Source organism: Kribbella sp. NPDC004875 (assembly GCF_042873375.1).
GTDB lineage: Bacteria > Actinomycetota > Actinomycetes > Propionibacteriales > Kribbellaceae > Kribbella.
On the sequence record NZ_JBIALI010000001.1, the window covers coordinates 985,569 to 1,007,944 of the forward strand.

19 protein-coding genes are annotated in these 22,376 nt (G+C 68.9%); 9 read left to right on the top strand and 10 right to left on the bottom strand.

The window, feature by feature from the left end; all coding sequences use genetic code 11:
• The first annotated feature begins 137 nt into the window (after positions 1-137).
• Positions 138-689, top strand: a complete 552-nt coding sequence (locus tag ACFYRH_RS04690; RefSeq protein WP_387768092.1) for a MarR family winged helix-turn-helix transcriptional regulator — start codon at positions 138-140, stop codon at positions 687-689.
• A 101-nt stretch (positions 690-790) separates the two neighbouring features.
• Positions 791-2,323 (top strand): molybdopterin-dependent oxidoreductase, encoded by a 1,533-nt coding sequence (locus ACFYRH_RS04695; protein WP_387768095.1) that lies wholly within the window; start codon positions 791-793, stop codon positions 2,321-2,323.
• Here ACFYRH_RS04695 and ACFYRH_RS04700 read toward each other — a convergent pair.
• A complete protein-coding gene (locus ACFYRH_RS04700; protein WP_387768097.1) occupies positions 2,304-2,915 on the bottom strand; it encodes a TetR/AcrR family transcriptional regulator in 612 nt (203 codons plus the stop codon). The two genes, ACFYRH_RS04695 and ACFYRH_RS04700, sit on opposite strands and share 20 nt — an antisense overlap.
• Before the next feature lie 56 nt (positions 2,916-2,971).
• Between ACFYRH_RS04700 and ACFYRH_RS04705 the strand changes: the two genes are divergently transcribed.
• Both ACFYRH_RS04705 and ACFYRH_RS04710 read left to right on the top strand, forming a co-directional pair.
• Positions 2,972-3,679 carry a hypothetical protein gene (locus ACFYRH_RS04705; protein WP_387768100.1) on the top strand — a complete coding sequence of 236 codons (708 nt, stop codon included), beginning with the start codon at positions 2,972-2,974 and terminating at the stop codon, positions 3,677-3,679.
• Complete coding sequence (locus tag ACFYRH_RS04710) at positions 3,676-5,739, top strand: YhgE/Pip family protein (protein WP_387768103.1); 2,064 nt, start codon at positions 3,676-3,678, stop codon at positions 5,737-5,739. The genes ACFYRH_RS04705 and ACFYRH_RS04710 overlap by 4 nt, the downstream gene beginning before the upstream one ends.
• Before the next feature lie 13 nt (positions 5,740-5,752).
• Here the strand turns inward: ACFYRH_RS04710 and ACFYRH_RS04715 are convergent, their stop codons facing one another.
• The 7 genes from ACFYRH_RS04715 to ACFYRH_RS04745 all read right to left on the bottom strand — a co-directional run bounded on the left by ACFYRH_RS04715 (position 5,753) and on the right by ACFYRH_RS04745 (position 14,491).
• Positions 5,753-6,997, bottom strand: coding sequence for a hypothetical protein (locus tag ACFYRH_RS04715; protein ID WP_387768106.1), 1,245 nt, complete (start codon positions 6,995-6,997; stop codon positions 5,753-5,755).
• Positions 6,994-7,884 carry a carbohydrate ABC transporter permease gene (locus tag ACFYRH_RS04720; protein WP_387768108.1) on the bottom strand — a complete coding sequence of 297 codons (891 nt, stop codon included), beginning with the start codon at positions 7,882-7,884 and terminating at the stop codon, positions 6,994-6,996. Before ACFYRH_RS04720 ends, ACFYRH_RS04715 begins: the two co-directional genes overlap by 4 nt.
• 10 nt (positions 7,885-7,894) lie before the next feature.
• Positions 7,895-8,785: a carbohydrate ABC transporter permease gene (locus ACFYRH_RS04725; RefSeq protein ID WP_387768111.1), complete on the bottom strand. Its 891-nt coding sequence runs from the start codon at positions 8,783-8,785 to the stop codon at positions 7,895-7,897.
• On the bottom strand, positions 8,785-10,155 hold the full coding sequence (gene ngcE, locus ACFYRH_RS04730) for an N-acetylglucosamine/diacetylchitobiose ABC transporter substrate-binding protein (RefSeq protein WP_387768114.1): 1,371 nt from the start codon (positions 10,153-10,155) through the stop codon (positions 8,785-8,787). The genes ACFYRH_RS04725 and ngcE overlap by 1 nt, the downstream gene beginning before the upstream one ends.
• Before the next feature lie 138 nt (positions 10,156-10,293).
• A complete protein-coding gene (locus ACFYRH_RS04735) occupies positions 10,294-10,962 on the bottom strand; it encodes an N-acetylmannosamine-6-phosphate 2-epimerase (protein ID WP_387768117.1) in 669 nt (222 codons plus the stop codon).
• On the bottom strand, positions 10,959-11,846 hold the full coding sequence (locus ACFYRH_RS04740; RefSeq protein ID WP_387768120.1) for an N-acetylglucosamine kinase: 888 nt from the start codon (positions 11,844-11,846) through the stop codon (positions 10,959-10,961). Before ACFYRH_RS04740 ends, ACFYRH_RS04735 begins: the two co-directional genes overlap by 4 nt.
• A complete protein-coding gene (locus ACFYRH_RS04745) occupies positions 11,843-14,491 on the bottom strand; it encodes a hypothetical protein (RefSeq protein WP_387768123.1) in 2,649 nt (882 codons plus the stop codon). Before ACFYRH_RS04745 ends, ACFYRH_RS04740 begins: the two co-directional genes overlap by 4 nt.
• A gap of 127 nt (positions 14,492-14,618) precedes the next feature.
• Between ACFYRH_RS04745 and ACFYRH_RS04750 the strand changes: the two genes are divergently transcribed.
• Positions 14,619-15,704, top strand: a complete 1,086-nt coding sequence (locus ACFYRH_RS04750) for a glycoside hydrolase family 172 protein (protein ID WP_387768126.1) — start codon at positions 14,619-14,621, stop codon at positions 15,702-15,704.
• 64 nt (positions 15,705-15,768) lie between these two features.
• Here ACFYRH_RS04750 and ACFYRH_RS04755 read toward each other — a convergent pair whose 3' ends face one another.
• Positions 15,769-16,401: a hypothetical protein gene (locus ACFYRH_RS04755; protein WP_387768128.1), complete on the bottom strand. Its 633-nt coding sequence runs from the start codon at positions 16,399-16,401 to the stop codon at positions 15,769-15,771.
• 236 nt (positions 16,402-16,637) lie between these two features.
• On the opposite strand from ACFYRH_RS04755, the gene ACFYRH_RS04760 reads away from it, so the two are divergent.
• Positions 16,638-17,846, top strand: coding sequence for a hypothetical protein (locus tag ACFYRH_RS04760; RefSeq protein WP_387768131.1), 1,209 nt, complete (start codon positions 16,638-16,640; stop codon positions 17,844-17,846).
• 1 nt (position 17,847) lies between these two features.
• Here the strand turns inward: ACFYRH_RS04760 and ACFYRH_RS04765 are convergent, their stop codons facing one another.
• Positions 17,848-18,591: a GntR family transcriptional regulator gene (locus ACFYRH_RS04765; RefSeq protein WP_387768134.1), complete on the bottom strand. Its 744-nt coding sequence runs from the start codon at positions 18,589-18,591 to the stop codon at positions 17,848-17,850.
• Positions 18,592-18,745: 154 nt separating this feature from the next.
• Between ACFYRH_RS04765 and ACFYRH_RS04770 the strand changes: the two genes are divergently transcribed.
• The 3 genes from ACFYRH_RS04770 to ACFYRH_RS04780 are packed head-to-tail and all read left to right on the top strand — an operon-like array spanning position 18,746 to position 22,376.
• Positions 18,746-19,549: a TIGR03084 family metal-binding protein gene (locus ACFYRH_RS04770; protein WP_387768137.1), complete on the top strand. Its 804-nt coding sequence runs from the start codon at positions 18,746-18,748 to the stop codon at positions 19,547-19,549.
• A complete protein-coding gene (locus ACFYRH_RS04775; RefSeq protein WP_387768140.1) occupies positions 19,546-21,255 on the top strand; it encodes an acyclic terpene utilization AtuA family protein in 1,710 nt (569 codons plus the stop codon). Before ACFYRH_RS04770 ends, ACFYRH_RS04775 begins: the two co-directional genes overlap by 4 nt.
• Positions 21,252-22,376 carry an acyl-CoA dehydrogenase family protein gene (locus ACFYRH_RS04780; RefSeq protein WP_387768143.1) on the top strand — a complete coding sequence of 375 codons (1,125 nt, stop codon included), beginning with the start codon at positions 21,252-21,254 and terminating at the stop codon, positions 22,374-22,376. Before ACFYRH_RS04775 ends, ACFYRH_RS04780 begins: the two co-directional genes overlap by 4 nt.

A 22,376-nucleotide genomic window follows, 5' to 3' on the forward strand; every position in this document is an offset into this window, starting at 1 on the left:
TAAAAAACCCACCGTGCTAGTCCAGATCGGCTGGAGCGGATCGGTTACGCTCAGGGTTCTTGCGGTTCTGGGTCGATCTGTAGCCGAAAGGTCACCCCGTGTAGCGAAGTGACCTAGTCAACTAATAGAGTCCGCCCATGACCATCGCGCCTTCGCTTTGCTCGCCCCTAGCGCTCGCCGATGCAGAACCCACTCGCGCCGCCGAACCCTGGGAAAGCGACGTGCTGACGGCCTATGGCCTGTTGCGAGAAGCAGCAGCAGAGCTGGATCACCTGATGCGCCATTCCCTGAAGCGCAGTGGACTGCAAATGGCAATGTTCGAACTGTTGCTGCGGCTGGCCCGCAGCCACGGGGAGAAGCAGCGTCTCACTTCCCTTGCCCGGGAGTTGACCGTCACCACCGGCGGCATCACCCGGCTGGTCGACCGTGCCGAGAACCTCGGCCTGGTGCGCCGGGAGCCCTGCCCCGACGACGCCCGCGGTTCGTTCGCCGTCCTGACCGAGGAGGGGAAGCGCCGGCTGCGGGAAGCCCTGCCGGACCACCTGCTCGAGATCGACAGCCTCTGGATGTCCCAGTTGGCGGACGACCGTGACGTTGTCCTCGGCAAGCTCCGCCGGGTCCGGGACAACGCCCGCCGCTGGCCGAACGGCCGCCCGGGACTCGGGCCGATCACGCCCGACCGGATCTGACCGAATCCGCAAGGGTTCACAACCGCACAACCGCATTACCCGCGACTAACGGATGGGGCGCTCGACTGGTGTCGGGCGCCCCGTCGCGCAATCGTTGAGAAGTGAAGCAACAGGCTGACCCCAAGGCTCCCAGCGGCACCCGGTGGCGCGGAGCCGTCGGCGGCGTCCTCTCGGCACTCGCCGGTCTGGCCGTCGGCAGCGTGGTCGCCGGTATCCTCGGTACGCCGCAGACCCCCGTCGTCGCGATCGGGTCGGCCTTCATCGACCGCGTGCCGCCGTGGCTGAAGGACCTCGCGATCTCCTGGTTCGGCACCCACGACAAGACGGCGCTGCGGGTCGGCATCCTGATCGTCGTCGCCGCCCTCGCCGCGATCGGCGGCATTCTCGCCGTACGGCGCTACTGGGCGGGTGCCCTGATCACGGTGGCATTGAGCGGTGTCGCGGTCGCCGCGGCCGTCACCCGCGCGGACGCCGGGCAGACCGGAGCCCTCCCGTCGATCTTCGCCGGGATCACCGCCCTCGTCGTACTGCGTCTGTTCAGCCGACGGCTCGAACCGCTGCTCGCCTCCCCTGACGACGCGGTCAGCCGCCGCGGGTTCCTGCAACTGTCGGCCGGGGTCGCGCTCGGCTCGGCGGCGATCGGTGCCCTCGGCAAGGTCGTCGGCGGGAACCGCGCCGCGGTGGCGGACGCGCGCAAGCAGCTGAAGCTGCCGCAGCCACCGACCCTCGCGCCGCCGGCGGGAGTCCAGGCCGACGGCGCCGTGCCGTGGGCGACGGCGAACGAGGACTTCTACCGGATCGACACGGCACTCTCGGTGCCGCAGATCGTGCCCGCGGACTGGACGCTGCGGATCCATGGGATGGTCGATCGCGAGATCACGCTGACCTTCGACGACCTGCTGAAACGCCAGGTCATCCACCAGTGGGTGACGCTCACCTGCGTGAGCAACGAGGTCGGCGGCAACCTGATCGGGAACGCGCTCTGGTCCGGCGTCCTGCTGAAGGACCTGCTGCAGGAGGCCGGTCCGGCGGCGGGCGCGGACGCGATCAAGTCGACGTCGAAGGACGGCTTCACCGCCGGTACGCCGTTGCCCACGCTGCTCGACGACCGGCAAGCGATGCTGGCGTTCGCGATGAACGGGCAGCCGTTGCCGGTCGAACACGGGTTCCCGGTGCGGATCGTCGTACCCGGGCTGTACGGCTACGTGTCGGCGACGAAGTGGCTGGTGGACATCGAGGTCTCGCGGTTCGACCGCTTCGAGGGGTACTGGACGCCGCGCGGGTGGTCGGCGCTCGGACCGATCAAGCTGTCGTCGCGGATCGACACCCCAGGAGGGAAGAAGGTCGAGCCGGGACCGGTGACGGTGGCCGGGGTGGCCTGGGATCAGCATGTCGGGGTGTCGAAGGTCGAGGTCCGCGTCGACGGGGGCCCTTGGCAACAAGCAACACTCGCGACGGATCCGTCGATCGACACCTGGCGGCAGTGGCACTGGACCTGGGACGCGTCCCGCGGCCAGCACGTCCTGCAGGTACGGGCGTTCGACGCGCAAGGCAACCCACAGGTCGAGTCCTCGGCACCGCCCGCCCCGAACGGCGCGACCGGCCTGCACACGGTCAGCGTGAAGGTCGGCTGACCGCTTCCAGCACCAGCGGCAGGAAGGTGTGCTCGAGCGAGCCGGCCGGGACCTCTTTCGGCTCGAGCAGACTCTGCGACCGGGCGCCTTCGTGGACGGCGATCACCAGCCGGACGAACTGCTCCGCGGGCACGGTGAGCGTCAGCCCGCCGGTCTCGGCGATCTGCTCGACGAGCCGCGTCAGGCTCTCGCGGAACATCGCGCGCTGATTGTTCAGCGCCTCCGCGGCCACCGGGTCCCGCAGCGCGTGCAGCGTGAACTCGGCCGAGATCAGGTGCCACTGGCGCCGGTCCGGGGCGGTCTCGTCGAGCAGCCCGAGGACGGCGTCCAGCAGCGTGCCGGGCTGGTTGGCGAGCTCGGGGAGCAGCGCCTCGATCTGCTCCAGCAGACGGTCGGTGGTGGCCTGGAACAGCGCCAGGACCAGCTCGTCCTTGGACGCGAAGTTCGAGTAGAACGCGCCCCGGGTGAACCCGGCACGCTCGCAGATGTCCTCCACCGACGCGCCGTGAAATCCGCGCTCGGCGAAGACTGCGAGGGCACCCTCGAGAAGTCGGGCCCGGGTGTTGGAGCGGCGGCGCTTGGGCGGTTCCATAGGAGTAGGATACGGTTCCGTATTGAATACACAACCGTATTGAACGGGGTTGCAGGATGGAGCTCGAGGCCGTCGGGATCAGCGTGCGGGGTCCGCACGCTCCGATGCTGCACGCCACGTCCGTGTCGGTCGCCGACCATCAGGTCGTGCTGCTGACCGGCTACCCAGGCGCTGGGCACGTCGCGGCGGCGCTGGGGCTGTCCGGGCGGCTCAAGCCCGACACCGGGACGGTCCGGCTCGACGGCAAAGCTGATCTGGCCGAGCTGCGGCGACGGATCGCGGTGGTCGACGCCCCGGGCATCACCGAGCCGGACGACGCGCTGCCGGTTCAGACGGTCGTCGGCGAGGAGCTGGCGATCGCCGGGCGCAAAGCGGGTCGCAAGGCCGTGCTGGAGTGGCTGAACGACCATGACGCCGCGGAGCATGCCGACAAGCGGTTCGAGCACCTGCCCGTCGCCGTACGGACCAGACTGCTGACGGAGCTGACCGTGGCGCGTCCCGACGTACGGGTGGTGATTCTGACCATGCCGGATCGTCACGGTGGCGATCCGCGCGATTGGTACGAGCTCGGGCGCGGGCTGGCGGCGGACGGGTACGGCGTGATCATCACCTGTGCCGACGCGTCCGCGCGGTTGCTCGACATCAAGGCCGCCCGGATGGGCGAGACAGAACAACCTGACCCGGTCCAGGTCGCTCCGGTGGCTCCCGTGGAGCCGGTGACCCCGATCGACGAAGAAGAAGAGTTAGAGGAGACAGAGGCGTGACCGCGCTGCGGATGGCCCTGAGTGAGTTGCGACGCCTGACCGCCGGGCGGCTGCCCAAACTGGCCGTGGTCGCCCTACTGCTGGTCCCGGTGTTGTACGGCGGCCTGTACCTCTACGCGAACCACGACCCGTACGGCCGGCTGAACAAGATCCCGACCGCGGTCGTCGTCGAGGACGCCGGTACGACGCTCGCGACCGGCGAGAAGCTGAATGTCGGACCGGAGGTCGCCTCGGAGCTGGTCAAGTCGAAGAGCTTCGACTGGCATCAGGTGGACCGTGCCGACGCGACCGCCGGGGTGTCGGACGGGAAGTACGAGTTCGCGCTCGTGCTCCCGAAGTCGTTCTCGTCGGACCTGGCGTCGAGCGCGGAGTTCACGCCGCGGCAGGCGCAACTGGAGCTGCTGACGAACGACGCGAACAACTACATCGCGCACACGATCGCGAACCAGGTTGTCGCGCAGGTGACCAAGACCGTGGCCTCGCAGGTCAGTGAGACCGCCGCGTCCCAGCTGCTGGCCGGGTACAACACGATCCACACGCAGGTCAGCACCGCGGCGGCCGGTGCCGCCAAGCTGCAGACCGGGCTGACGTCAGCGGCGACCGGGGTCACGAAGCTGCAGACGGGCGCCACCCAGCTGAACACCGCGCAGAAGCAACTGTCGGCCGGTGCGACGCAACTGGCCGCCGGCGCTACGCAGGCTTCCCAAGGGGCCTCGTCACTCGCTACTGGCGCCGGCAAGCTCGACAGCGGCCTGGGGACGTTGAAGGACAAGACGGCGACGTTGCCGAAGCAGACCAAGCAGCTGGCCGCCGGCGCCAACCAGGTTGCTGATGGCAACGAGAAGATCGCCGGGGTCGGGAAGCAGGTCGCCACCGCGTCGGGCACGTTGGTGAAGGACCTGTCCACGTTCGACTCCCAGCTGGCCGCGCGGTTGAAGGCACAAGGGTTCAGCCAGCACCAGATCCGGCAGGTGCTGCTCGAGACGAGCAAGCTGCGCGCTCCCGTCGTCCGCGCGAACACCAAGATCCAGTCGACCTCCAAACAGCTCAATCAGCTCGCCGTCGGGGCACGCAAGGTCTCGAACGGCGCCTCCGCGCTGGCCAAGGCGACACCGGCTCTGACGAACGGCATCAGTACGGCGGCCGGTGGCGCTCACCAGCTCAACACAGGTGCTGTGAAGCTGAAGACCGGTCTGGGCACGTTGCAGACCGGTGCCACGGCGCTCGCAGCCGGTGAGAAGCAGGCGGTGACTGGTCAGGGGCAGTTGCTGACCGGTGTGAACAGCCTCGCGACCGGAGTGGGTCAGCTGAAGACCGGTGCGACCCAGCTGAACGCCGGCCTGGCGAAAGGCGTGAAGCAGATCCCCAATCCGTCCGCTGACCAGCGCAAGGCGGTCGCTGAGACGCTGGGCGCACCTGTGACACTGCAGAACGTCTCCCAAGCCACGGCGGACAGCTACGGCGCCGGTCTGGCTCCGTTCTTCCTCAGCCTGGCGTGCTGGATCGGTGCGTATGTCCTGTTCCTGCTGGTCCGCCCGCTGTCGCCTCGCGCTCTCGCGGCTGCGCAGTCGCCGTTCCGCGTCGCGCTCGGCGGTTGGCTCCCGCCGGCGCTGTTCGGTGCGATCCAGGCGACACTGGTGTTCGTCGCCGTCGTCCTGGGTCTGGGCATCCACGCCGCGCACCCATGGCTGACCGTTGGGTTCCTGATCCTGACGTCCTTCACCTTCGTCGCGATCCTGCACGCCCTGTCCGCCTGGTTCGGCGCCATCGGCAAGTTCCTCGGCCTGGTCCTGATGGTGGTCCAGCTGGTCAGCGCCGGCGGCACGTTCCCGTGGCAGACCATCCCCGAGCCGCTGTACTTCTTCCACCACGCACTCCCGATGAGCTACGCGATCGACGGCGTACGCCACCTCATGTACGGCGGACCGGGCACGTCCCTCGGCCGGGACCTCCTCGCGCTGGCCGCGTGGTTCACCGTCGCCCTCGCCGCGTCAACGCTGGCCGCCCGCAAACAACGCGTCTGGCCCGCCAAGAAGCTCCAGCCGGAACTGGCGCTGTAGGGGCTCGCGTACGTCAGCTGTTGACGAAGGATGCGGTTTCGGTGAGAAGTCTGTTGGTGGTGGGCTGGTCGAAGAAGGTGATGAGGGCTTCGTAGGTGCCGGCCTCGGCGGCTGCGGGGTCGACGACGTAGCCGTAGTAACCGTCGGTGTAACCAATCACTCGGGTGATCGGGTGGGTGCTGTCGGACTGGAGGCAGGCGCCGTGGATCGCGAAGAGTTCCACGGGCAGGTTGATCCAGCAGACGTCACCCATGGTGACGGCGCTGACGGAGAGGTCGAGCGTCGGCGGCAGGCACGCGGCAGCCATCAGGGCCTGGCCGCGGGCGCCCTCCAAGCGAGTCTGGGAGATGCGGTCGGACGGGTCGTCGACGCCGGAGTTCACCCGGGACTCGCCGGCCGTCACGAGCTTCTCGGACTCGTCGACCGGCGGAATGTCCCGCACCGGCAAGCTGAGAGTGGTACGCCGGATCGCGGGCGCCGACTGCGGTAGCTCGAGACCGGGCTCCGCGAGCGCCTCGCGAACACGCCCTGCGAGCAGGCTCCCCAGACGGGTCACCTCGGCAGCACCACGGCCCTGACGAGTGAACCGCGGGCTCACGTCACCGGCCGCCCCTTGGAGGAACCCGACCACCGCAGGCGCGAGCGCGGCGCGAGCGGCACCGGGCCAGTCGGCGGAGTACCGCATGTTCTCCGGGCCGTACGTCGTCGGGTGGCATGCGAAGTCGAGGAGGACGGCCTCGAGCGAGCCGGACGACGAGCGGAGCGCGAGGATGCCCGCGGTGTTGTCGTGCGGACCGTTCTTGCGGTGCCGGTTGGTGCCGACGCCGACGACCTCGATCGAGTGCCAGGTCGCCGTCACCGGCTGCCGCTCCAGCCGCACCGAACGCACGGCACCGACCAGCGCGTCGACCAGCGAACGTTCACGCTCGGCGGGGATCACCGGATGGATCTCTCCCGTCCACCCCGACGGGCCCGAGTGCGTGTGCGAGGCCGACACGACGACGTGGGACGCCGGAATGTCGGCCGCCTCGCCGGCGGCCGCGGCGAGCTCCGCGGACAACGCCGAGCCGGCCGCGATCGCGTCGAGGGTGAGCCACAGCACGCCGGGATCGTCCTTGCCGGACAGCCAGATCAGCGTCGCGCGCAGGGGGTCGGCGGTCCCGGTGGCCACGCCGGTACGAGCGGCGTACCCGTCGAGCCGATGGCCCGGAGGTGGCGTGACGTCCAGGGACTTCGCGGCCAGGAGGAGTTCGGTCATTTGAGGGCTCCCGCGGTCATACCGGCGCTGATCTGACGATGAAAGCCAAGGTAAACGGCCAACACCGGAATTATGGAAATTGTCAGTCCAGCAAACAACCCGGAGAAGTCGCTGTGATAACCCTGGGTGACCGCGATGTTCGCCAGCCCCTGGGTGACGAGGTACCGCTTCTCGTCGGTGTTCAGCACCAGCGGCAGCAGGTACTCGTTCCACATGCCTAGGAACTGGAAGATGCCGATGCTCACCAGCCCGGGCCGGGCCAGCGGCAGCATGATGCGAAAGAGCACACCCCAATGAGAACACCCGTCGACAAGCGCCGCCTCGGCGAGTTCCTTCGACTGGGTCCTGAAGAAAGCCGTCAGGAAGAACACCGAGAACGACATCCCGTGCGCGGCGTACACCAGGATCAGTCCCAGGTAGCTGTTCATCAGCCCGAGGTTCTGGACCACGAAGAACAGCGGCACCAGCGCCAGGAACCCGGGGAACACCATGCCGGCGACGAACACGTAGTACAGCGCCCGGCTGCCGGGGAACTCGAAGCGGGCGAGCACGTAGGCGACCGCGGACGACAGCAGCAGCGTCAGGACGACGCCGGCGGAGACGACGATCACGCTGTTGAAGAAGTACGAGCCGATGTGTGACTCGTTCCACGCGCGGGAGAAGTTGTCCCAGCGCCAGTGCGACGGGAGGCTCCACGGGCTGGTGAAGATGTCCTGGTCGGACTTGAACGAACTGAGCACCGCCCAGAGCAGCGGGAACACCACCATCGCGCCCCAGACCAGCAGGAACCCTTGCGACACCCCGCCGAGCACCCGCGCGCCGACCGCCGTACGGGCAGGCTCCGCGGACCGCACCGCGGTGGAGGACTGGGAGGTCAACGTAACCATCAGGTCTCCCTCAGTACTCGACGCGCTCGCGGCGGGTCAGCCGGAACGTCAGCAGGGTCAGGATCATGTTGATCGCGAACAGCGTGACGCCGATCGCGGAGGCGTAGCCGAACTTCCCGTAGGTGAACGCGTTGGTGTACATGTACAGCGAGATGACCTGCGTCGCGTCGTCGGGGCCGCCGGGCCCGACCGACAGGATCTTGACCAGCGCGAACATGTCCAGCGCCCCGATCACCAGGAACGCCAGCGCGGTCTGCACCGTGTTCCAGATCAACGGCAGCGTCACTCGCCAGAACGACTGCAGCGCGCCGGCGCCGTCGAGCAGCGCCGCCTCGTACAGCTCCCGTGGGATCGCCGCCATCGCCGCGGTGAACAGTACGACGTAGAACCCGACACCGCCCCACACGACGACCGCCATGATCGAGCCGAGCGCGGTCTTGCCGTCGCCGAGCCACAACCGCGCCAGCCCGTCCAGCCCGATCGCCCGCAGGAAGCCGTTCAGCAGACCGTTGCGCGGCTCGAAGACGAACTGCCACAGCACCCCGACGATCGCGATCGACAGCACGCCGGGGAAGAAGTACACGACCTTGTAGATCCGCGACCCCGGCACGCCGCCCTGGTAGTTGAGCGCGGCCGAGAAGAACAGCGACAACGTCACGATGATGACCGGGAGTGACACCAGCAGGAACAGGTTGTGCCGCAGCGCCACCCAGAACACCGAGTCGTGGAACAGCGTGACGAAGTTCCCGAACCCGATGTAGTGGTAGCTCGCCGACAGCCCTTCCCAGTTCGTGAACGCGATCGGGAAGGCCTGCAGGTACGGCGAGATCACGAACACCGCGTACACGGCGAGCGGGACGGCCAGCAGGCTGACGATGAACCGGTACTTGCCGTGATGCATCAGGCGTGGAACTTCTTGATCGACGGGTCCTTCGCGGTCTCGTCGGCGTACTTCTGCATCTGCTTGCTCCACTCGTCGGGCGTCACCTCGCGGTTCATCAGCGCGGCCATCGCCTTGTCCGAGTTGTCGAGCAGCTTCTTGTACCAGAGCCGGAAGGACCAGTCGAGGAACATGTTCGTCCCGGCCGCATCGATCACGTCCTTCATCGACTGGTTCGCCGAGGACAGCTGGAGGCCGTCGGTGGCGCCCTTGGTGATGGTCAGCGAGTTGGTCAGCTTGGTGAAGTTCTGCATGCACTTCTTGGACACGATGATCCGCAGCAGCTCGAGGCCGCCCTGCGGGTTCTTCGCCTTGGCCGGCACGATCAGCGCGCCACCCGGCCCGCCGGTGACGGTCTCGAACGGCGCCTTGTCGTCCTTCGACAGGCCGGGCACCGGGGCCATCGTCATCCCGAGGTCCTTCGGTGCGATGTCGCCGAGCTCGTTCTCCAGCCAGCCGCCGCATGGGATGAAGACCGCCTTGCCCTGCGCCCAGTAGGTCTGCGACTGGGTGTGTGAGAGCGCTTGCGAGCCCTCCAACAGGAAGCCCTTCGCGGCGAGTTCCTGGTAGCCCTCGGCGGCGGCGATCAGCGCCGGGTCGCGCCACGCGTTCGGCTCCAGGTTGTCGACCTTCTTCTTCAGGTCCGGCCCGGCCGCCTTGTACGCCGTCATCAGCATCGGACTGGTCAGATACCCGGGGAACTTGCCCTGGTACGTCCACGGTGCGAGCCCGGTCTTCTTGATCTCGGCGCAGAGCGCGAGCATCTCGTCCCAGTGTTTCGGGTACGTCCAGCCGTGCTTGTCCATCAGCGGCTTGCTGTACCAGATGCCCGCGGTCCCGAAGACGTACGGCATCTCGTACTTCACGCCGTCGTACCGGCCGGCCTCGGCGACGCCCGGGAGCAGGGTGTCCCTGACCTTCACACCGGGCTGGTCGTAGGCCTCCATGTCGAGCAGGGCGCCGATGTCCATCACCTGCTTCTGCGCGGCCAGCGAGGCGCCGTCCAGGCCGACGTTCTCGATCAGGTCCGGCGGGTTGCCCTGGATGAACCGCGGCTGCAGTTGCTGCTGGAGTTGCTGTCCGCTGTTCAGCTTCACGTCCGCATTCGGGAACTCCTTGCGGTACAGGTCCAACGGCATGGTGGTCCATTCCTTGCCGTAGCCGCCGTCGAAGTTGAAGAACTCCAGCGGTTTGCTGCCGTCCACCGACGCGCCGACGGAGGCCGCCTGGGTCGCCTTGTCCTGAACGGGCTTCGCGCAGGAGGCGAGCGTGGCGACGGCGGATCCGGCCAGGGCGGCGCGGAGCAGGGTACGGCGGTCGACCTCGATCATGATGACGAGTCCTCTCGGGGCCTGAGATGGCACTGCCTGTGATGGCACTGGGCTGCGTCATGGATACGCCCGCCGGACACCCGCACGGAAGGGGATTCGACCCCGGTCGACAAGATCGACTAGACCACTGTTCGTGCTCTAGTGGACCGGGATCGCGCCGACCAGTCGCGCGGTGATGTCGGTCGGATTCGTGATCGCGTGCCCGACCACGACGGCGTACGCACCCGCATCACACACGGCGCGGACGTCCTCGGGGGTCCGGATCCGGCCTTCGGCGATCACGGGGCAGCCCAGCTTGCCGGCCAACTGCCGGACCAGTTCGACATCAGGTCCGGTCGGTGGACGGCCATTGGTATACCCCGACAGGGTCGTGGCGACCACGTCGGCGCCCGCCTCGCGCGCCGCCAGGCCGGCGTCCAGCGTGTCCACGTCGGCCATCACCGGTACGCCGAGTTCGTCGTGGATCCGGGTGATCTGGTGGGCCACCTGCTGTCCGTCGGGGCGTGGCCGCAGCGTCGCGTCGAGGGCGACCAGGTCCGCTCCGGCCGCGACGATGCCGGCCGCGGCGTCGTACGTCGGGGTGATGAAGACGCCGGCCGGGTCGCCGATCTTGTGGATCCCGATGATCGGCAGGTCGGTCACCGCCCGGATCGCCGCGATGTCCTGGGGTCCGTTGGCCCGGATCGCGCCGGCGCCACCCGCCTCGGCGGCTCGTGCCATCAGCGCCATCGCGGCCGGTCCGTGCAGCGGGCTCTCGGGTCCCGCCTGGCAGGACACCACCAAGGTGCCGGGGGCAACGGTTCTCATCGACGGTGGGTCACAATCAGGTCGGCGTACGTTCCGGCTGGTCCGGTGGCGAGGCGTTCGGCGCCGTCGAGCGAGTTGCCGGCCGCCGGAGTGAGGACGGCACGGGGCGGGAGGGCGTCGCGGACCGGAGTGAGGAGTTGTTCGCCGGCTCCGGCGAACAGGCCGCCGACACACGCGACCGGGACGGGCCCCTGGCCGGCGAGCTGAGCGACGGCGGCGCCGATCGTCTCGGCGATGTCACCCGCGGCGTGGACCACGAGGTCGTGCGCGACCGGATCGCCTTCGGCCGCACACCGCAGTACTTCGGGAGCGAACCGGGCCACGTCGTCGACCAACGTGGAGGAGCGGTACAGCGTGACCGGATCGAGCCCGGTGTCGGCGAGCTTGGTGACCGGGCCGCGACCGTCACGAGCACGCTGTACGGCGACCAGTCCGGCGCGACCGATCGCGAACGCACTCCCGGCATCGCCGAACAGGTAACCGTGACCGTCGAGCTTGCGCCACGTCCCGTCGCGGTCCACCGCGAGGCAGACGAGTCCGGTGCCGGCGGCAACGACCACGCCGTACCCGTCGGGCAGCGCGCCGGCGTGCGCCGTGACCATGTCCTGGGTCAGCCGGACCTCATCGGCGTCCAGCAGCGCGGCGACCTCCGCGGCGAACGCCTCCGCCGCGCCCGGGGCCTGCGGGTACCCGGTGAGTCCGAGCGCGACGACCTCGGTCGGTCCGTCGACCTCCGCCGCGGCCGAGGCGACCCGAATCGCGTCGAGCATGCCCTGCAGCGCGTCCGGTCCGTGTGTGTAGCCGGGGCCGGCGCCGGTCCGGCCGTCCGGAAGAACCCGAAGACGAAGAGCCGACTGACCGCCATCGATCGCTATGCGCTTCATGCTGTGGTCCAGTGTGAATAGTCCTGCCAGGGTAGGTGCCAGCGGTTCACCTTGCGGGTACGGCGGTCCTGGCCGGCGGTGTCGTTCGCGACCAGGCGGACGGTGCCGAGTTTCTCGTCGTACATCACCGCGGGTGACCCGGTGAAGTGCAGCGTACCCACAGGTTCCCACGGAGTGTGACCGCCGCGGACGTCGATCATCGAGCAGTGGTGGATCCGGCGGTCCGCACCCAGGACGTACACCTCGATCGCGTCGGCGCCGGGGTTGAACGCGACCACCGGGTCATCGGCGAGCTCGAGGTCGCCGAGCCGGCGCCAGCGACCCTGACCGACGCGGTCGTCGAGGTACGTGTGGTGCAGGTGGTTGTCGGCGCCACGAACGTAGATCTCGTAGGAGTTCGACGGCTCGTTCCGCGCCCAGACAGGTTCGCCCGCCGCTTCGAGTTCGCCGAGGACCGCCGGTACGCCGGCCTGGTGGCGCACGATCCGGCCATCCTCGCGACGGTGGAAGGTCGGTTCGACAGACTCGCCCGCGGCGATCGAGTCGAACTCGGCGCGGACCTTCGCGACCAGCGCACGCCGGTCCGGCCCGGGCTCCGGGAAGAACGGCGTACGTCGCAGGTACTGCATCGCGGCGATCAGGGTCGGCGCGACCGACCAGCCGGTCTCCACGCAGTACGGACCCCACCCGATGTCGGCGTTCGAGCCGAAGTACTCCCAGGCGTCGAAGTCGAACGCGCGCTGCCAGGTGCCGTCGAGCTGCTCGTCGTCCGGGTCGTCGATCTGGATCCGGCTCAGGTAGTCGAGGACGCCGTGCGCGAGCTCCTCGAAGACCGGCTCGCCGGTGATCTGGTGCACGATCGGCAGCGCCCAGGCCGCGAACGGCGTGCCGTACAGCTGGTCGGTGACCGGGTCGCCGTTGGCCTGGAAGATCGACGCCTCGTCGACGCCGTACGCCTCGTTGCTCGGCGGGCACTTCCCGTCCCACTCGGCGAACCCGCCGTCCGGACCCTGGCGGGACTTCAGGAACTCGGCCAGCGACAGCATCGTCTCGAGGTACAGCGGTTTGCGGGTGTAGAAGTACCCGCCGGCGAGCGGCAGCAGGAAGCGGCCCGCCTCACAGGTGCGGCTGGTCTCCAGCCGGGCCCGCGGGTGGTGCGACGCCATGTGGTCGAGACCGCGCTCGGCGATCTCCAGGTACGACGGTTCGCCGGTGATCCCGTACGCGTACAGGTACGCGCACAGCGCGGAGCTCTGCCAGTGCGAGGTCAGGTCCAGCCCGTCCTCGATCGGGCTGCGGCCGAACTCGTCCCAGCCCTTCACCATCAACGTCGACGGGGTCCGCCACGGATCGACCTGCAGACCGAGCTCGGTGTTCGCCGTGCGGATCAGCGACTCGACGCCGCGCAGGCCGGATTCGAGCTCACCGGAGATCAGGGCGAACAGGGCGATCCAGCCACCGTCGTCGGCGAACAGGTTGTTGGTCGCGGTCAGGTCGGTCCGGGCGCCCCGTGGTTCGAAGGCGCCGTACAGCGGGTTGCGGTCGGTGAGTTGTTCCTCGTCGACGACCTGCCGCATGAGGTTGGTGGCGATCGTGCGACCGCGCGGGAAGCCGGCGAGGTCGGCGTACATCCGGAAGGCGTGCGCGGTCTGCGTGTAGCAGTCGCCGCGCGGGACCGGCCGGAACGGGAGCTTCCCGTCGAAGCCGATCTCGTTGGAGAAGCCTTCCGCGACTCCCCGCGATCCGTCCGGTGCGTCGTAGAACATCCCGGCCCGGTCGAACCAGGCGATCCCCCGGTCGACCATGCGCCGGTACCGCTCGGCCCGCGGGCCCACGATCACCGTCGTGGTCAGCCCATCGACCACGAACGTGTGCTCGCCGTCGGTGAGGGTCGTCGGCTCCGACTCGAACCGGCCGGGCGCCACCTCGACCAGGTCGACGTCGGCTCGTGGTTTGGTGGCTGCCCGTACGACGAGCTTCACCTGCTCACCGGACGCGGCCCACACGCGCGGTTCGGTGAAGACCCCGACGTCGGGTGGTGCGTCGGTCCCCGTGAGCTCGGCGACGATCAACTGCAGCAGTCGCGTCCACCGGCGTACCGGCTTGTACTTGCCCTTGAGGTGATGGCTCAGGGCGGTCGTCGCGTAGAGCAGACGGCCGTCGCCGACCGGGATGTCGAGGAGCGCCGGGAACGTGTGCTCCGGTGGGCCGAACACCGCCTTGTGCGTGCCGGCGACCGATCCGTAGCTGAGCAGCTCGACCGATCGCTCGGGGGCGACCACCTCCTGCGCCCGGGACAGCTGCTCGTCGAGGATGCTGAGCGGCTCGATGCCGGCGAGTGCCTCGCGCGTGAAGATCCGCTCGATGTGCGCGTCCCGCACCACACCACTCGGGAGGAACCCGTCGTCCTCCGCGAACTCGACGTACGCCGATCCGCCGGCCCGCGCGTACTCGGCCAGCCAGGCGCTGTCGAACCGCGACGGCTCCGGATACCGCCCGGCGAGCACGATCACCGCCTGCGCGTCGGAGAGGTCCGCGGGCGGGTCGTCGTACCGCTGATGAGCGAGCCCGGCCTGGTCGAGGACGGTGGTGAAGGCGGCCGCCGGTCCGGGCGGGCCGATCAGCACGACAGACGAAGCAGGCACCGGTTCACTGTTGCCGACGAATCGCAGCCGGTAAAGCACCTTGAGTAGACCACTCGACCGCAAGCGGACCGTGCGGTCTGCTCGGACGAGGTGTGGTGCCGCGGACCGCACCCTAGGGTCGTCGGGTATGGGTGACTTCAACGGTCTCGACGTCCATCTCGGCAACGTGGCGCGGCTGTCGTCCGCGCGCTCCTACTCGATCAGCGCGGAGAACCCGGACGGCGCCAAGGCGGGTGGCGCCCGGGCGACCGAGGGGATCCTGTCCCGGCAGGCACGCGACCTCGGTCCGGGCTGGAAGATCCAGCCGTGCATCAACCTCGCGCCGTCCTCGACCACGACGCTCGCGGAGATCGAGGGCTCCGGTGCGATCACGCACCTCTGGATCACCGTCGACTCGAAGACCTGGCGGTCGCTGGTGCTGCGGATGTACTGGGACGGCGAGGAGACGCCGTCGGTCGAGGTACCGCTCGGCGACTTCTTCTGCAACGGGTGGGGCCGACACTGCCAGGTGAGTTCGGTGCCGATCGCGGTGAACCCGAAGGGCGGGTTCAACAGCTACTGGCAGATGCCGTTCCGCGGCGGTGCCCGGATCACCGTCGAGAACCTGCTGGAGACCGAGGTCGAGGGCTTCTTCTACCAGGTCGACTTCACGCGCACCGACGTACCGGAGGACATGGCGTACTTCCATGCGCAGTGGCGCCGGTCCAATCCGGTCCCGTACGGCGAGGTGCACACGCTGCTCGACGGCGTCCGGGGCCAGGGACAGTACGTCGGGACCTATCTCGCGTGGGGCTGCAACAACTCCGGGTGGTGGGGCGAAGGCGAGTTCAAGTTCTACCTCGACGGCGACGACGAGTACCCGACGATCTGCGGCACCGGCACGGAGGACTACTTCGGCGGGGCGTGGGGTTTCGAGCACCCCGCGGGTCAGTACGCCGCGTTCACCACGCCGTACCTCGGGATGCCGCAGGTCATCGAACCGGACGGCTTCTTCGACAACCAGCAGCGCTTCGGCCTGTACCGCTGGCACATCCAGGACACCATCCGCTTCACCGAGGATCTCCGGGTCACCGTGCAGGCGCTCGGCTGGCGGCGCGACGGTCGTTTCCTGCAACTCCAGGACGACCTGGCCTCGACCTCGTACTGGTACCAGACCGAACCGCACGCGCCCTTCCCCGAACTGCCCGGGAAGGACTACCTGGAAGTCATCTAGGCGTGTAGGGCAGCGCCGCCTTCGCGGCATGCAGGAGGTCGGCGATCGGGACGCGCGCCCGGTTTTAGTGGACGGAGATTGGTTGGTGGGCGGCGTCGACAAGCGGGACGCCGGTCAGGTGAAGGGTGGGAGAGAGCCAGTCGTTGAGGATGGCGTCCTCGGTGGCGAGGTGGCCGGCCAGTTCGGATTGGCTCAGTTCGAAGATGTGGGCGGCGTTGCCGGTGAGGTCGACGACGGTCTGCATCAGCTGGGTGACCTGCGTTTCCCACACGGCGTCCTCGAACTCGTGCTGGTCGGGGCGGATCAGCAGCAGGTCCACGTCGCTGTCCAGATCACCGTCGCCCCGGGCGATCGCGCCGTACACGCTCGCGTGCACGGGCGGGATCCGCCAGCGGCCGACCTCGTCGGTGAGGCGGTCCACCAAGGTACGGCGGAGGTTCGCGAGCTGCTCGACGATGCCGGCCACCAGGTGCCTGCGATTGAGGCGATAGAGCAACGAATTGCCCAGGTCGTCCACGTGCACCAGGCCAGTGGCCGCGAGCCGCTGCAGGACGAGCCGCACCCCGGCGACACTCCCCGACCCGGCGAGCTTGTGGATCTGCCGCCCGGAAAGCCCAACCTCGGCGTCGGCCAGCACCTGGAGCACCGGACCGTCCAGCGACGGCACCACGGTGCTGATCGGGCTCTTGAGGTCCACCGGCTCACCCTAGTGATCATCAGGACGCGTCAGGTAATCACCGTGACCCCTCAGGCATCGCTGCTCAGCATCCGCTCAGCCGACGCTGAATACGGTCGAATCGCTCGGTCACCGCCGGCTCGGGGACCCTTCCCCCCATAAGACCTCGTCCTCGACGGTGACCGAGGCGTTCGCCCCGGCCGGGTTACGCTGCTGGTATCCGTACGACGTCGACCCACACTGAGCGAACGCCTGATATGAAGCGCTGGTTCTTGGTGATTGCGGTCCTGCTGCTGACGGTGAACGCGTGTTCCGGCGGGGGACGCGACACCGCGTTGCCGCCTGGCGCCACCCCGACTCCCACGCCGACTCCCACCGTGCCGACTCCCACGACCCGACCGTCGGCCGGACGGGTGACGCCGAAGCTACTGCCCGGAATGCCGCCGCCGCTGTCGGCGACCGATGTCTATGCGGCGGACCGGCCGGGGCAGTTCGCCGCGTCCGTACGCCGGATTCCGGTGCGGATCTACGTCCCGAACAGCGGCACCGACACCGTGACCGAGATCGATCCACGGACCTACAAGGTGATCCGCACCTTCCGCACCGGGCGCCAGCCGCAGCACGTCGTACCGTCGTGGGACCTCCGGATCCTGTGGGTGAACAACGACCTCGGGAACAGCCTGACGCCGATCAACCCGGTGACCGGCCTGCCCGGCCGCGCGGTCGCCGTCCGCGATCCGTACAACCTCTACTTCACGCCCGACGGCCGGCGGGCAGTCGTGATGGCGTCCAACGAGAAGCAGCTCGACTTCCTCGATCCGCACACGATGGCGCTGCGGAAGGCGGTGCCGGTGCCGTGCGCGGGCGTGAACCACGCGGACTTCTCGGCGGACGGGAAGACCTTTCTGGTGTCCTGCGAGTTCTCCGGGCAATTGCTGGTGGTCGACACCGCCGCGGAGAAACTCCTGCAGGTACTGCGGTTGCCGACCAGGCGACGGATGGCGGCCCCGATGCCGCAGGACGTGAAGCTCTCGCCGGACGGCCGGTCCTATTACGTCGCGGACATGATGAGTAACGGGGTCTGGGTGCTGTCCGCGAGCCCGGTTGCGATCAAGGCGTTCCTACCGACCGGGGCCGGCGCGCACGGGCTGTACGTGACGCGGGATTCCCGGCGGCTGATCATCACCAACCGCGGCGAGGGGTCCATCTCGCTGCTCGACTTCGCGACCCGCAAGGTGGTGAAGAAGTTCAAGATCCCCGGCGGCGGCAGTCCGGACATGGGCGGGGTGTCACCGGATGGCGCCGTGCTGTGGGTCTCCGGCCGCTACAACGCGGTGGTCTACGCGATCCGGCTGAGCGACGGCAAGCTACTCGCGCGGATCCCGGTCGGCAAGGGACCGCACGGCCTCGCCGTGTTCCCACAGCCCGGCCGATACTCACTCGGCCACACCGGGGTCTTCCGCTGAACTACAGACCCTTGGCGTTGGCGCGAGCGCTCGGGGTGGTGGTGCGGAGCTCGGTGGTGAAGGCGTAGCGGTCGCCGCGGTACACGGCGGACGTGTACTCGAAGACGCGATCGCGGCTGTCGAAGCTGATGCCGTGCAACGCGAGGCACGGCTGGGTGACCGGGATGTCCAGCCAGCCCGCGGTCTTCGCGTCCGGCATCACCGGCTCGAGTCGCGACGTACCGCTGACGACGTCGATGCCGTAGCGGCTGGTGAGCAGGTCGTAGAGCGAACCGTTCAGGTCCTCCGCCTGGAGACCGGGGACGTACGACGCCGGCAGCGTGGTGCGCTCGACGAGCATCGGGTGATCGTCGGCCAACCGCAGCCGGGTGAACGCGATGATCGGGTCACCGACCGGGATCCGCAGCCGGCGCGCCGCGGCCCGCTCGGCCTTCTGGTGCCGGAACTCCAGCATCGTGCTGCCCGGCCGCATCCCGCGCCGCCGGATGTCCTCGGAGAACCCGATCATCCCGAGCCAGCGCGCCACCTTCGGCCGGGTCGTGTACGTGCCGCTGCCGTGCCGCCGGACCAGCAGTTCCTCGATCACCAGCTCGTCCACGGCCCGCCGCAGCGTCATCCGCGCGACGTTCCAGCGCGCGGCCAGCTCGCGCTCCGGTGGCAGCGCGGCACCCTCCGGCAACGTGTCGATCAGACTCAGCAACAGCGCCCGGATCTCGGCGGCCTTCCCCGGCAGCGAACCATGCATTCGTCCTGGGTAACACCAGACTGGACCACTTCGGAAGCCTTTCCAGCACCGTGGAAGCGAAAAGGGCTAGACCATTCGCGAAGGGCCGTGAGGAAAAACAAGCACGGTTGATTCTTTTTCCGGGGCGTGGGACGCTCGGCTGCACGATCCCCTGGTGAGGGAGTGCAGCGTGCAACTGGACGAAGTACTGGCCGACCTGTGGGCCGAGAGTGCCGAGCTGGACCGGCTGGTCGGCGGGCTGGCCGCGGACGAGTGGGCGACACCGACGCCGGCCGAGGGCTGGACGATCGCGCACCAGATCTCGCACCTGGCCTGGACGGACGAGGCGACACACCTGGCCGCGACCGACCCGGACGGTTTCCGGGCCTCGTTGCAGAAGGCCGCCGCGAGCCCGGCGACGTACGTCGACGAAGGCGCAGCGGAGACTGCCGCGCTGCCGCCGGACCAGCTGCTGACCTACTGGCGCGAGACCCGCGCGGAGGTCGCCGAGGCGCTGAAGAAGGTGCCGGCCGGCGAGAAGGTGCTCTGGTACGGGCCGCCGATGAGTCCGACGTCGATGGCGACCGCGCGGCTGATGGAGACCTGGGCGCACGGGCAGGACGTCTTCGACGCACTCGGCGTACGACGGCAACCGAGCAACCGCCTGCGGCACGTCGCCCACCTCGCGGTCCGCACCCGGGACTTCGCGTACCTCCTCAACAACCGGACCCCACCGACCGACCAGTTCCGCGTCGAGCTGACCGGACCGGACGGCGACGCCTGGAGCTGGGGTCCTGCGGACGCCGCACAACGAATCACGGCCCCGGCCGTCGACTTCTGTCTGCTCGCCACTCAGCGCCGGCACCGCGACGATCTGGCCGTGCACGCCGAGGGAGCGGACGCCGAGGAGTGGTTGGGGATCATCCAGGCCTTCGCCGGGCTGCCCGGGAAGGGACGCCGGGCAGGGCAGTTCACATGACCGAGCCCATCCGGATCGGCAATGCCTCCGGGTTCTACGGAGACCGCTTCAGCGCGGTGCACGAAATGCTCACCGGCGGGCCGTTGGACGTGCTCACCGGCGACTACCTCGCCGAGCTCACGATGCTCATCCTCGGCCGCGACCGCCTCAAGGATCCGTCCCTCGGGTATGCCCGTACGTTCCTCAAGCAGCTCGAGACCGGCCTCGGTGAAGCGCTCGATCGCGGCGTCACGATCGTCAGCAACGCCGGCGGCCTCAACCCGTCCGGCCTGGCCGAGGCGATCACCGACCTGGCCGAGCGACTCGGCCTGCACCCGAAGATCGCGTACGTCGAAGGCGACGACCTGCTGTCCCGCGCCGCCGAACTCGACCTCGGACAACCGCTGACCGCCAACGCGTACCTCGGCGCCTGGGGCATCGCCGAGGCACTGCAGTCCGGCGCAGACGTCGTGGTGACCGGTCGCGTGACCGACGCGTCGGTGATCGTCGGACCGGCCGCCGCCCACCACGGCTGGAAACGGACGCAGTACGACGAACTCGCCGGTGCCGTCGCCGCCGGTCACGTCATCGAGTGCGGTTGCCAGGCGACCGGCGGGAACTACGCGTTCTTCACCGAGATCCGCGACTTCGGCCGGCCCGGGTTCCCGATCGCGGAGGTCCACGCCGACGGCAGCAGCGTGATCACCAAACACGACAACACCGGCGGCGCGGTCACCATCGACACGGTCAAGGCGCAGCTGCTGTACGAGATCACCGGCGCCCGGTACGCCGGCCCCGACGTCACCACGCGGCTGGACAGCATCGAGCTCGCCGACGACGGCCCCGACCGGGTGCGGATCTCCGGCGTCCGCGGTGAGCCGCCGCCACCGACGTACAAGGTCTCGCTGAACAGTGTCGGTGGGTTCCGGAACGAGGTCGACTTCGTCCTCACCGGGCTGCAGCTGGAGCAGAAGGCCGAGCTGGTGCAGCGGCAGCTCGAGCAGGCGCTGCCGAAGCGGCCCGCCGAGCTGAAGTGGTCGCTCGCCTGGACCGAGAAGCCCAACGCCGAGTCGGAAGAAGAGGCGAGCGTCTTCCTCCGCTGCGCGGTGAAGGACCCGGACCCGAAGGTCGTCGGTCGCGCGTTCAGCAGCGCCGCGGTCGAGCTGGCGCTCGCGAGCTACCCCGGCTTCCACGTCACCGCGCCGCCTGGCGACGGCTCGCCGTACGGCGTCTTCCGGGCCGGGTACGTCGATGCTCGGGAAGTGGAGCACGTCGTCGTACTGCCGGACGGATCGCGGACGGTCGTCGAGCCGGCGGCCGAGACGCAACCGCTCGCGCCCGTCCACGACATCGAGGAACCGATGCCGTTGCTGCAACTGTCGAGCGGACCGCCACGGACGCGCGAGGTCCCGCTCGGCCGGATCGCGGGTGCTCGTTCGGGTGACAAGGGTGGTGACGCGAACGTCGGCGTGTGGGTGCGCGACGAGAAGGCGTACCGCTGGCTCTCGCACACCCTCACGGTCGAACTGTTCACGACGCTCCTCCCAGAGACACGCCCGCTGCCCGTCACGCGCTACCTGCTCCCGAACCTGTGGGCGGTGAACTTCGTCGTCGAGGGTCTGCTCGGCGAGGGGGTCGCAGCGCAGGCGCGGTTCGATCCGCAGGCGAAGGCGGTCGGCGAGTGGCTGCGATCGCGGTACGTCGACGTACCGGAGGTGCTGTTGTGAGCGCCGAAGAAACGGCACTGCGGGAGTCGGTGCGGCGGTTCATGGCGGCCGAGGTACTGCCGCACCTGGATCAGTGGGAGCGAGACGGCGAGCTGCCGCGGGAGCTGCACAAGAAGGCCGGCACGCTCGGGCTGCTCGGTGTGGGCTTTCCCGAGGCGGTCGGTGGTGGCGGCGGATCGTTGCCGGACGCGATCGCCGTCGTCGAGGAGATGCACTACGCCGGCGGCTCGGGCGGTCTGGTCGCGTCGCTGCTGACCTGCGGGATCGCGCTGCCCCACGTCGTTGCTGCTGGCAACCAGGAACAGATCGAGCGGTGGGTGCGGCCGACCCTCGAGGGTGAGCTGATCGGGGCGCTGGCGATCACCGAGCCGGGCGGCGGGTCCGATGTCGCGTCGATCCGTACGACGGCACGCCGCGAGGGGGACGTGTTCGTCGTGAACGGCGCGAAGACGTTCATCACCTCGGGCTGCCGCGCGGACTTCGTGACGACGGCGGTCCGCACGGACGGCCCGGGCCCGCGGGGGATCAGCCTGTTGGTGATAGAGGACGGGTACGAGGTGTCGCGGAAGCTGGAGAAGATGGGCTGGCTGTGCTCGGACACGGCCGAGCTGTCCTTCACCGACGTCCGGGTTCCCGTCGAGAATCTCGTCGGCGCGCGGGGCACCGGCTTCGTCCAGCTCGCGGTCAACTTCGTCGCCGAGCGGCTGACGCTCGGCGTGCAGGCGTACGCCGGAGCGCAGCGGGCGCTCGATCTGACCGTCGAGTGGTGCCACAACCGGGAGACGTTCGGGCGGCCGTTGATCTCGCGGCAGACGGTGCAGCACACGCTCACCGAGATGGCGCGACGGATCGACGTGGCGCGCGTCTACGTGCACGACGTCGCACGACGAGCCGCGGCCGGTGAGGACGTGATCGCCGAGACCTGCTTCGCGAAGAACACCGCGGTCGAGACCGGGCAGTGGGTGTGCGACCAGGCGCTGCAGTTGCACGGCGGGCTCGGGTACATGCGCGAGGCCGAGGTGGAACGGCAGTACCGCGACCAGAGGATCCTCGCCATCGGCGGCGGGACCACGGAGATCCTGACCGGCCTGGCCGCCAAGAGACTGGGGTACACGACATGA

What these genes read in the sequence shown, in the direction of transcription:
- ACFYRH_RS04705 (WP_387768100.1), top strand. Translation starts at nt 2,972, where the DNA reads ATGGAGCTCGAGGCCGTCGGGATCAGCGTGCGGGGTCCGCACGCTCCG.
- ACFYRH_RS04690 (WP_387768092.1), top strand. Translation starts at nt 138, where the DNA reads ATGACCATCGCGCCTTCGCTTTGCTCGCCCCTAGCGCTCGCCGATGCA.
- ACFYRH_RS04740 (WP_387768120.1), bottom strand. Translation starts at nt 11,846, where the DNA reads ATGAAGCGCATAGCGATCGATGGCGGTCAGTCGGCTCTTCGTCTTCGG.
- ACFYRH_RS04715 (WP_387768106.1), bottom strand. Translation starts at nt 6,997, where the DNA reads ATGACCGAACTCCTCCTGGCCGCGAAGTCCCTGGACGTCACGCCACCT.
- ACFYRH_RS04775 (WP_387768140.1), top strand. Translation starts at nt 19,546, where the DNA reads ATGACCGAGCCCATCCGGATCGGCAATGCCTCCGGGTTCTACGGAGAC.
- ngcE (WP_387768114.1), bottom strand. Translation starts at nt 10,155, where the DNA reads ATGATCGAGGTCGACCGCCGTACCCTGCTCCGCGCCGCCCTGGCCGGA.
- ACFYRH_RS04760 (WP_387768131.1), top strand. Translation starts at nt 16,638, where the DNA reads ATGAAGCGCTGGTTCTTGGTGATTGCGGTCCTGCTGCTGACGGTGAAC.
- ACFYRH_RS04765 (WP_387768134.1), bottom strand. Translation starts at nt 18,591, where the DNA reads ATGCATGGTTCGCTGCCGGGGAAGGCCGCCGAGATCCGGGCGCTGTTG.
- ACFYRH_RS04725 (WP_387768111.1), bottom strand. Translation starts at nt 8,785, where the DNA reads ATGCATCACGGCAAGTACCGGTTCATCGTCAGCCTGCTGGCCGTCCCG.
- ACFYRH_RS04750 (WP_387768126.1), top strand. Translation starts at nt 14,619, where the DNA reads ATGGGTGACTTCAACGGTCTCGACGTCCATCTCGGCAACGTGGCGCGG.
- ACFYRH_RS04700 (WP_387768097.1), bottom strand. Translation starts at nt 2,915, where the DNA reads ATGGAACCGCCCAAGCGCCGCCGCTCCAACACCCGGGCCCGACTTCTC.
- ACFYRH_RS04720 (WP_387768108.1), bottom strand. Translation starts at nt 7,884, where the DNA reads ATGGTTACGTTGACCTCCCAGTCCTCCACCGCGGTGCGGTCCGCGGAG.
- ACFYRH_RS04735 (WP_387768117.1), bottom strand. Translation starts at nt 10,962, where the DNA reads ATGAGAACCGTTGCCCCCGGCACCTTGGTGGTGTCCTGCCAGGCGGGA.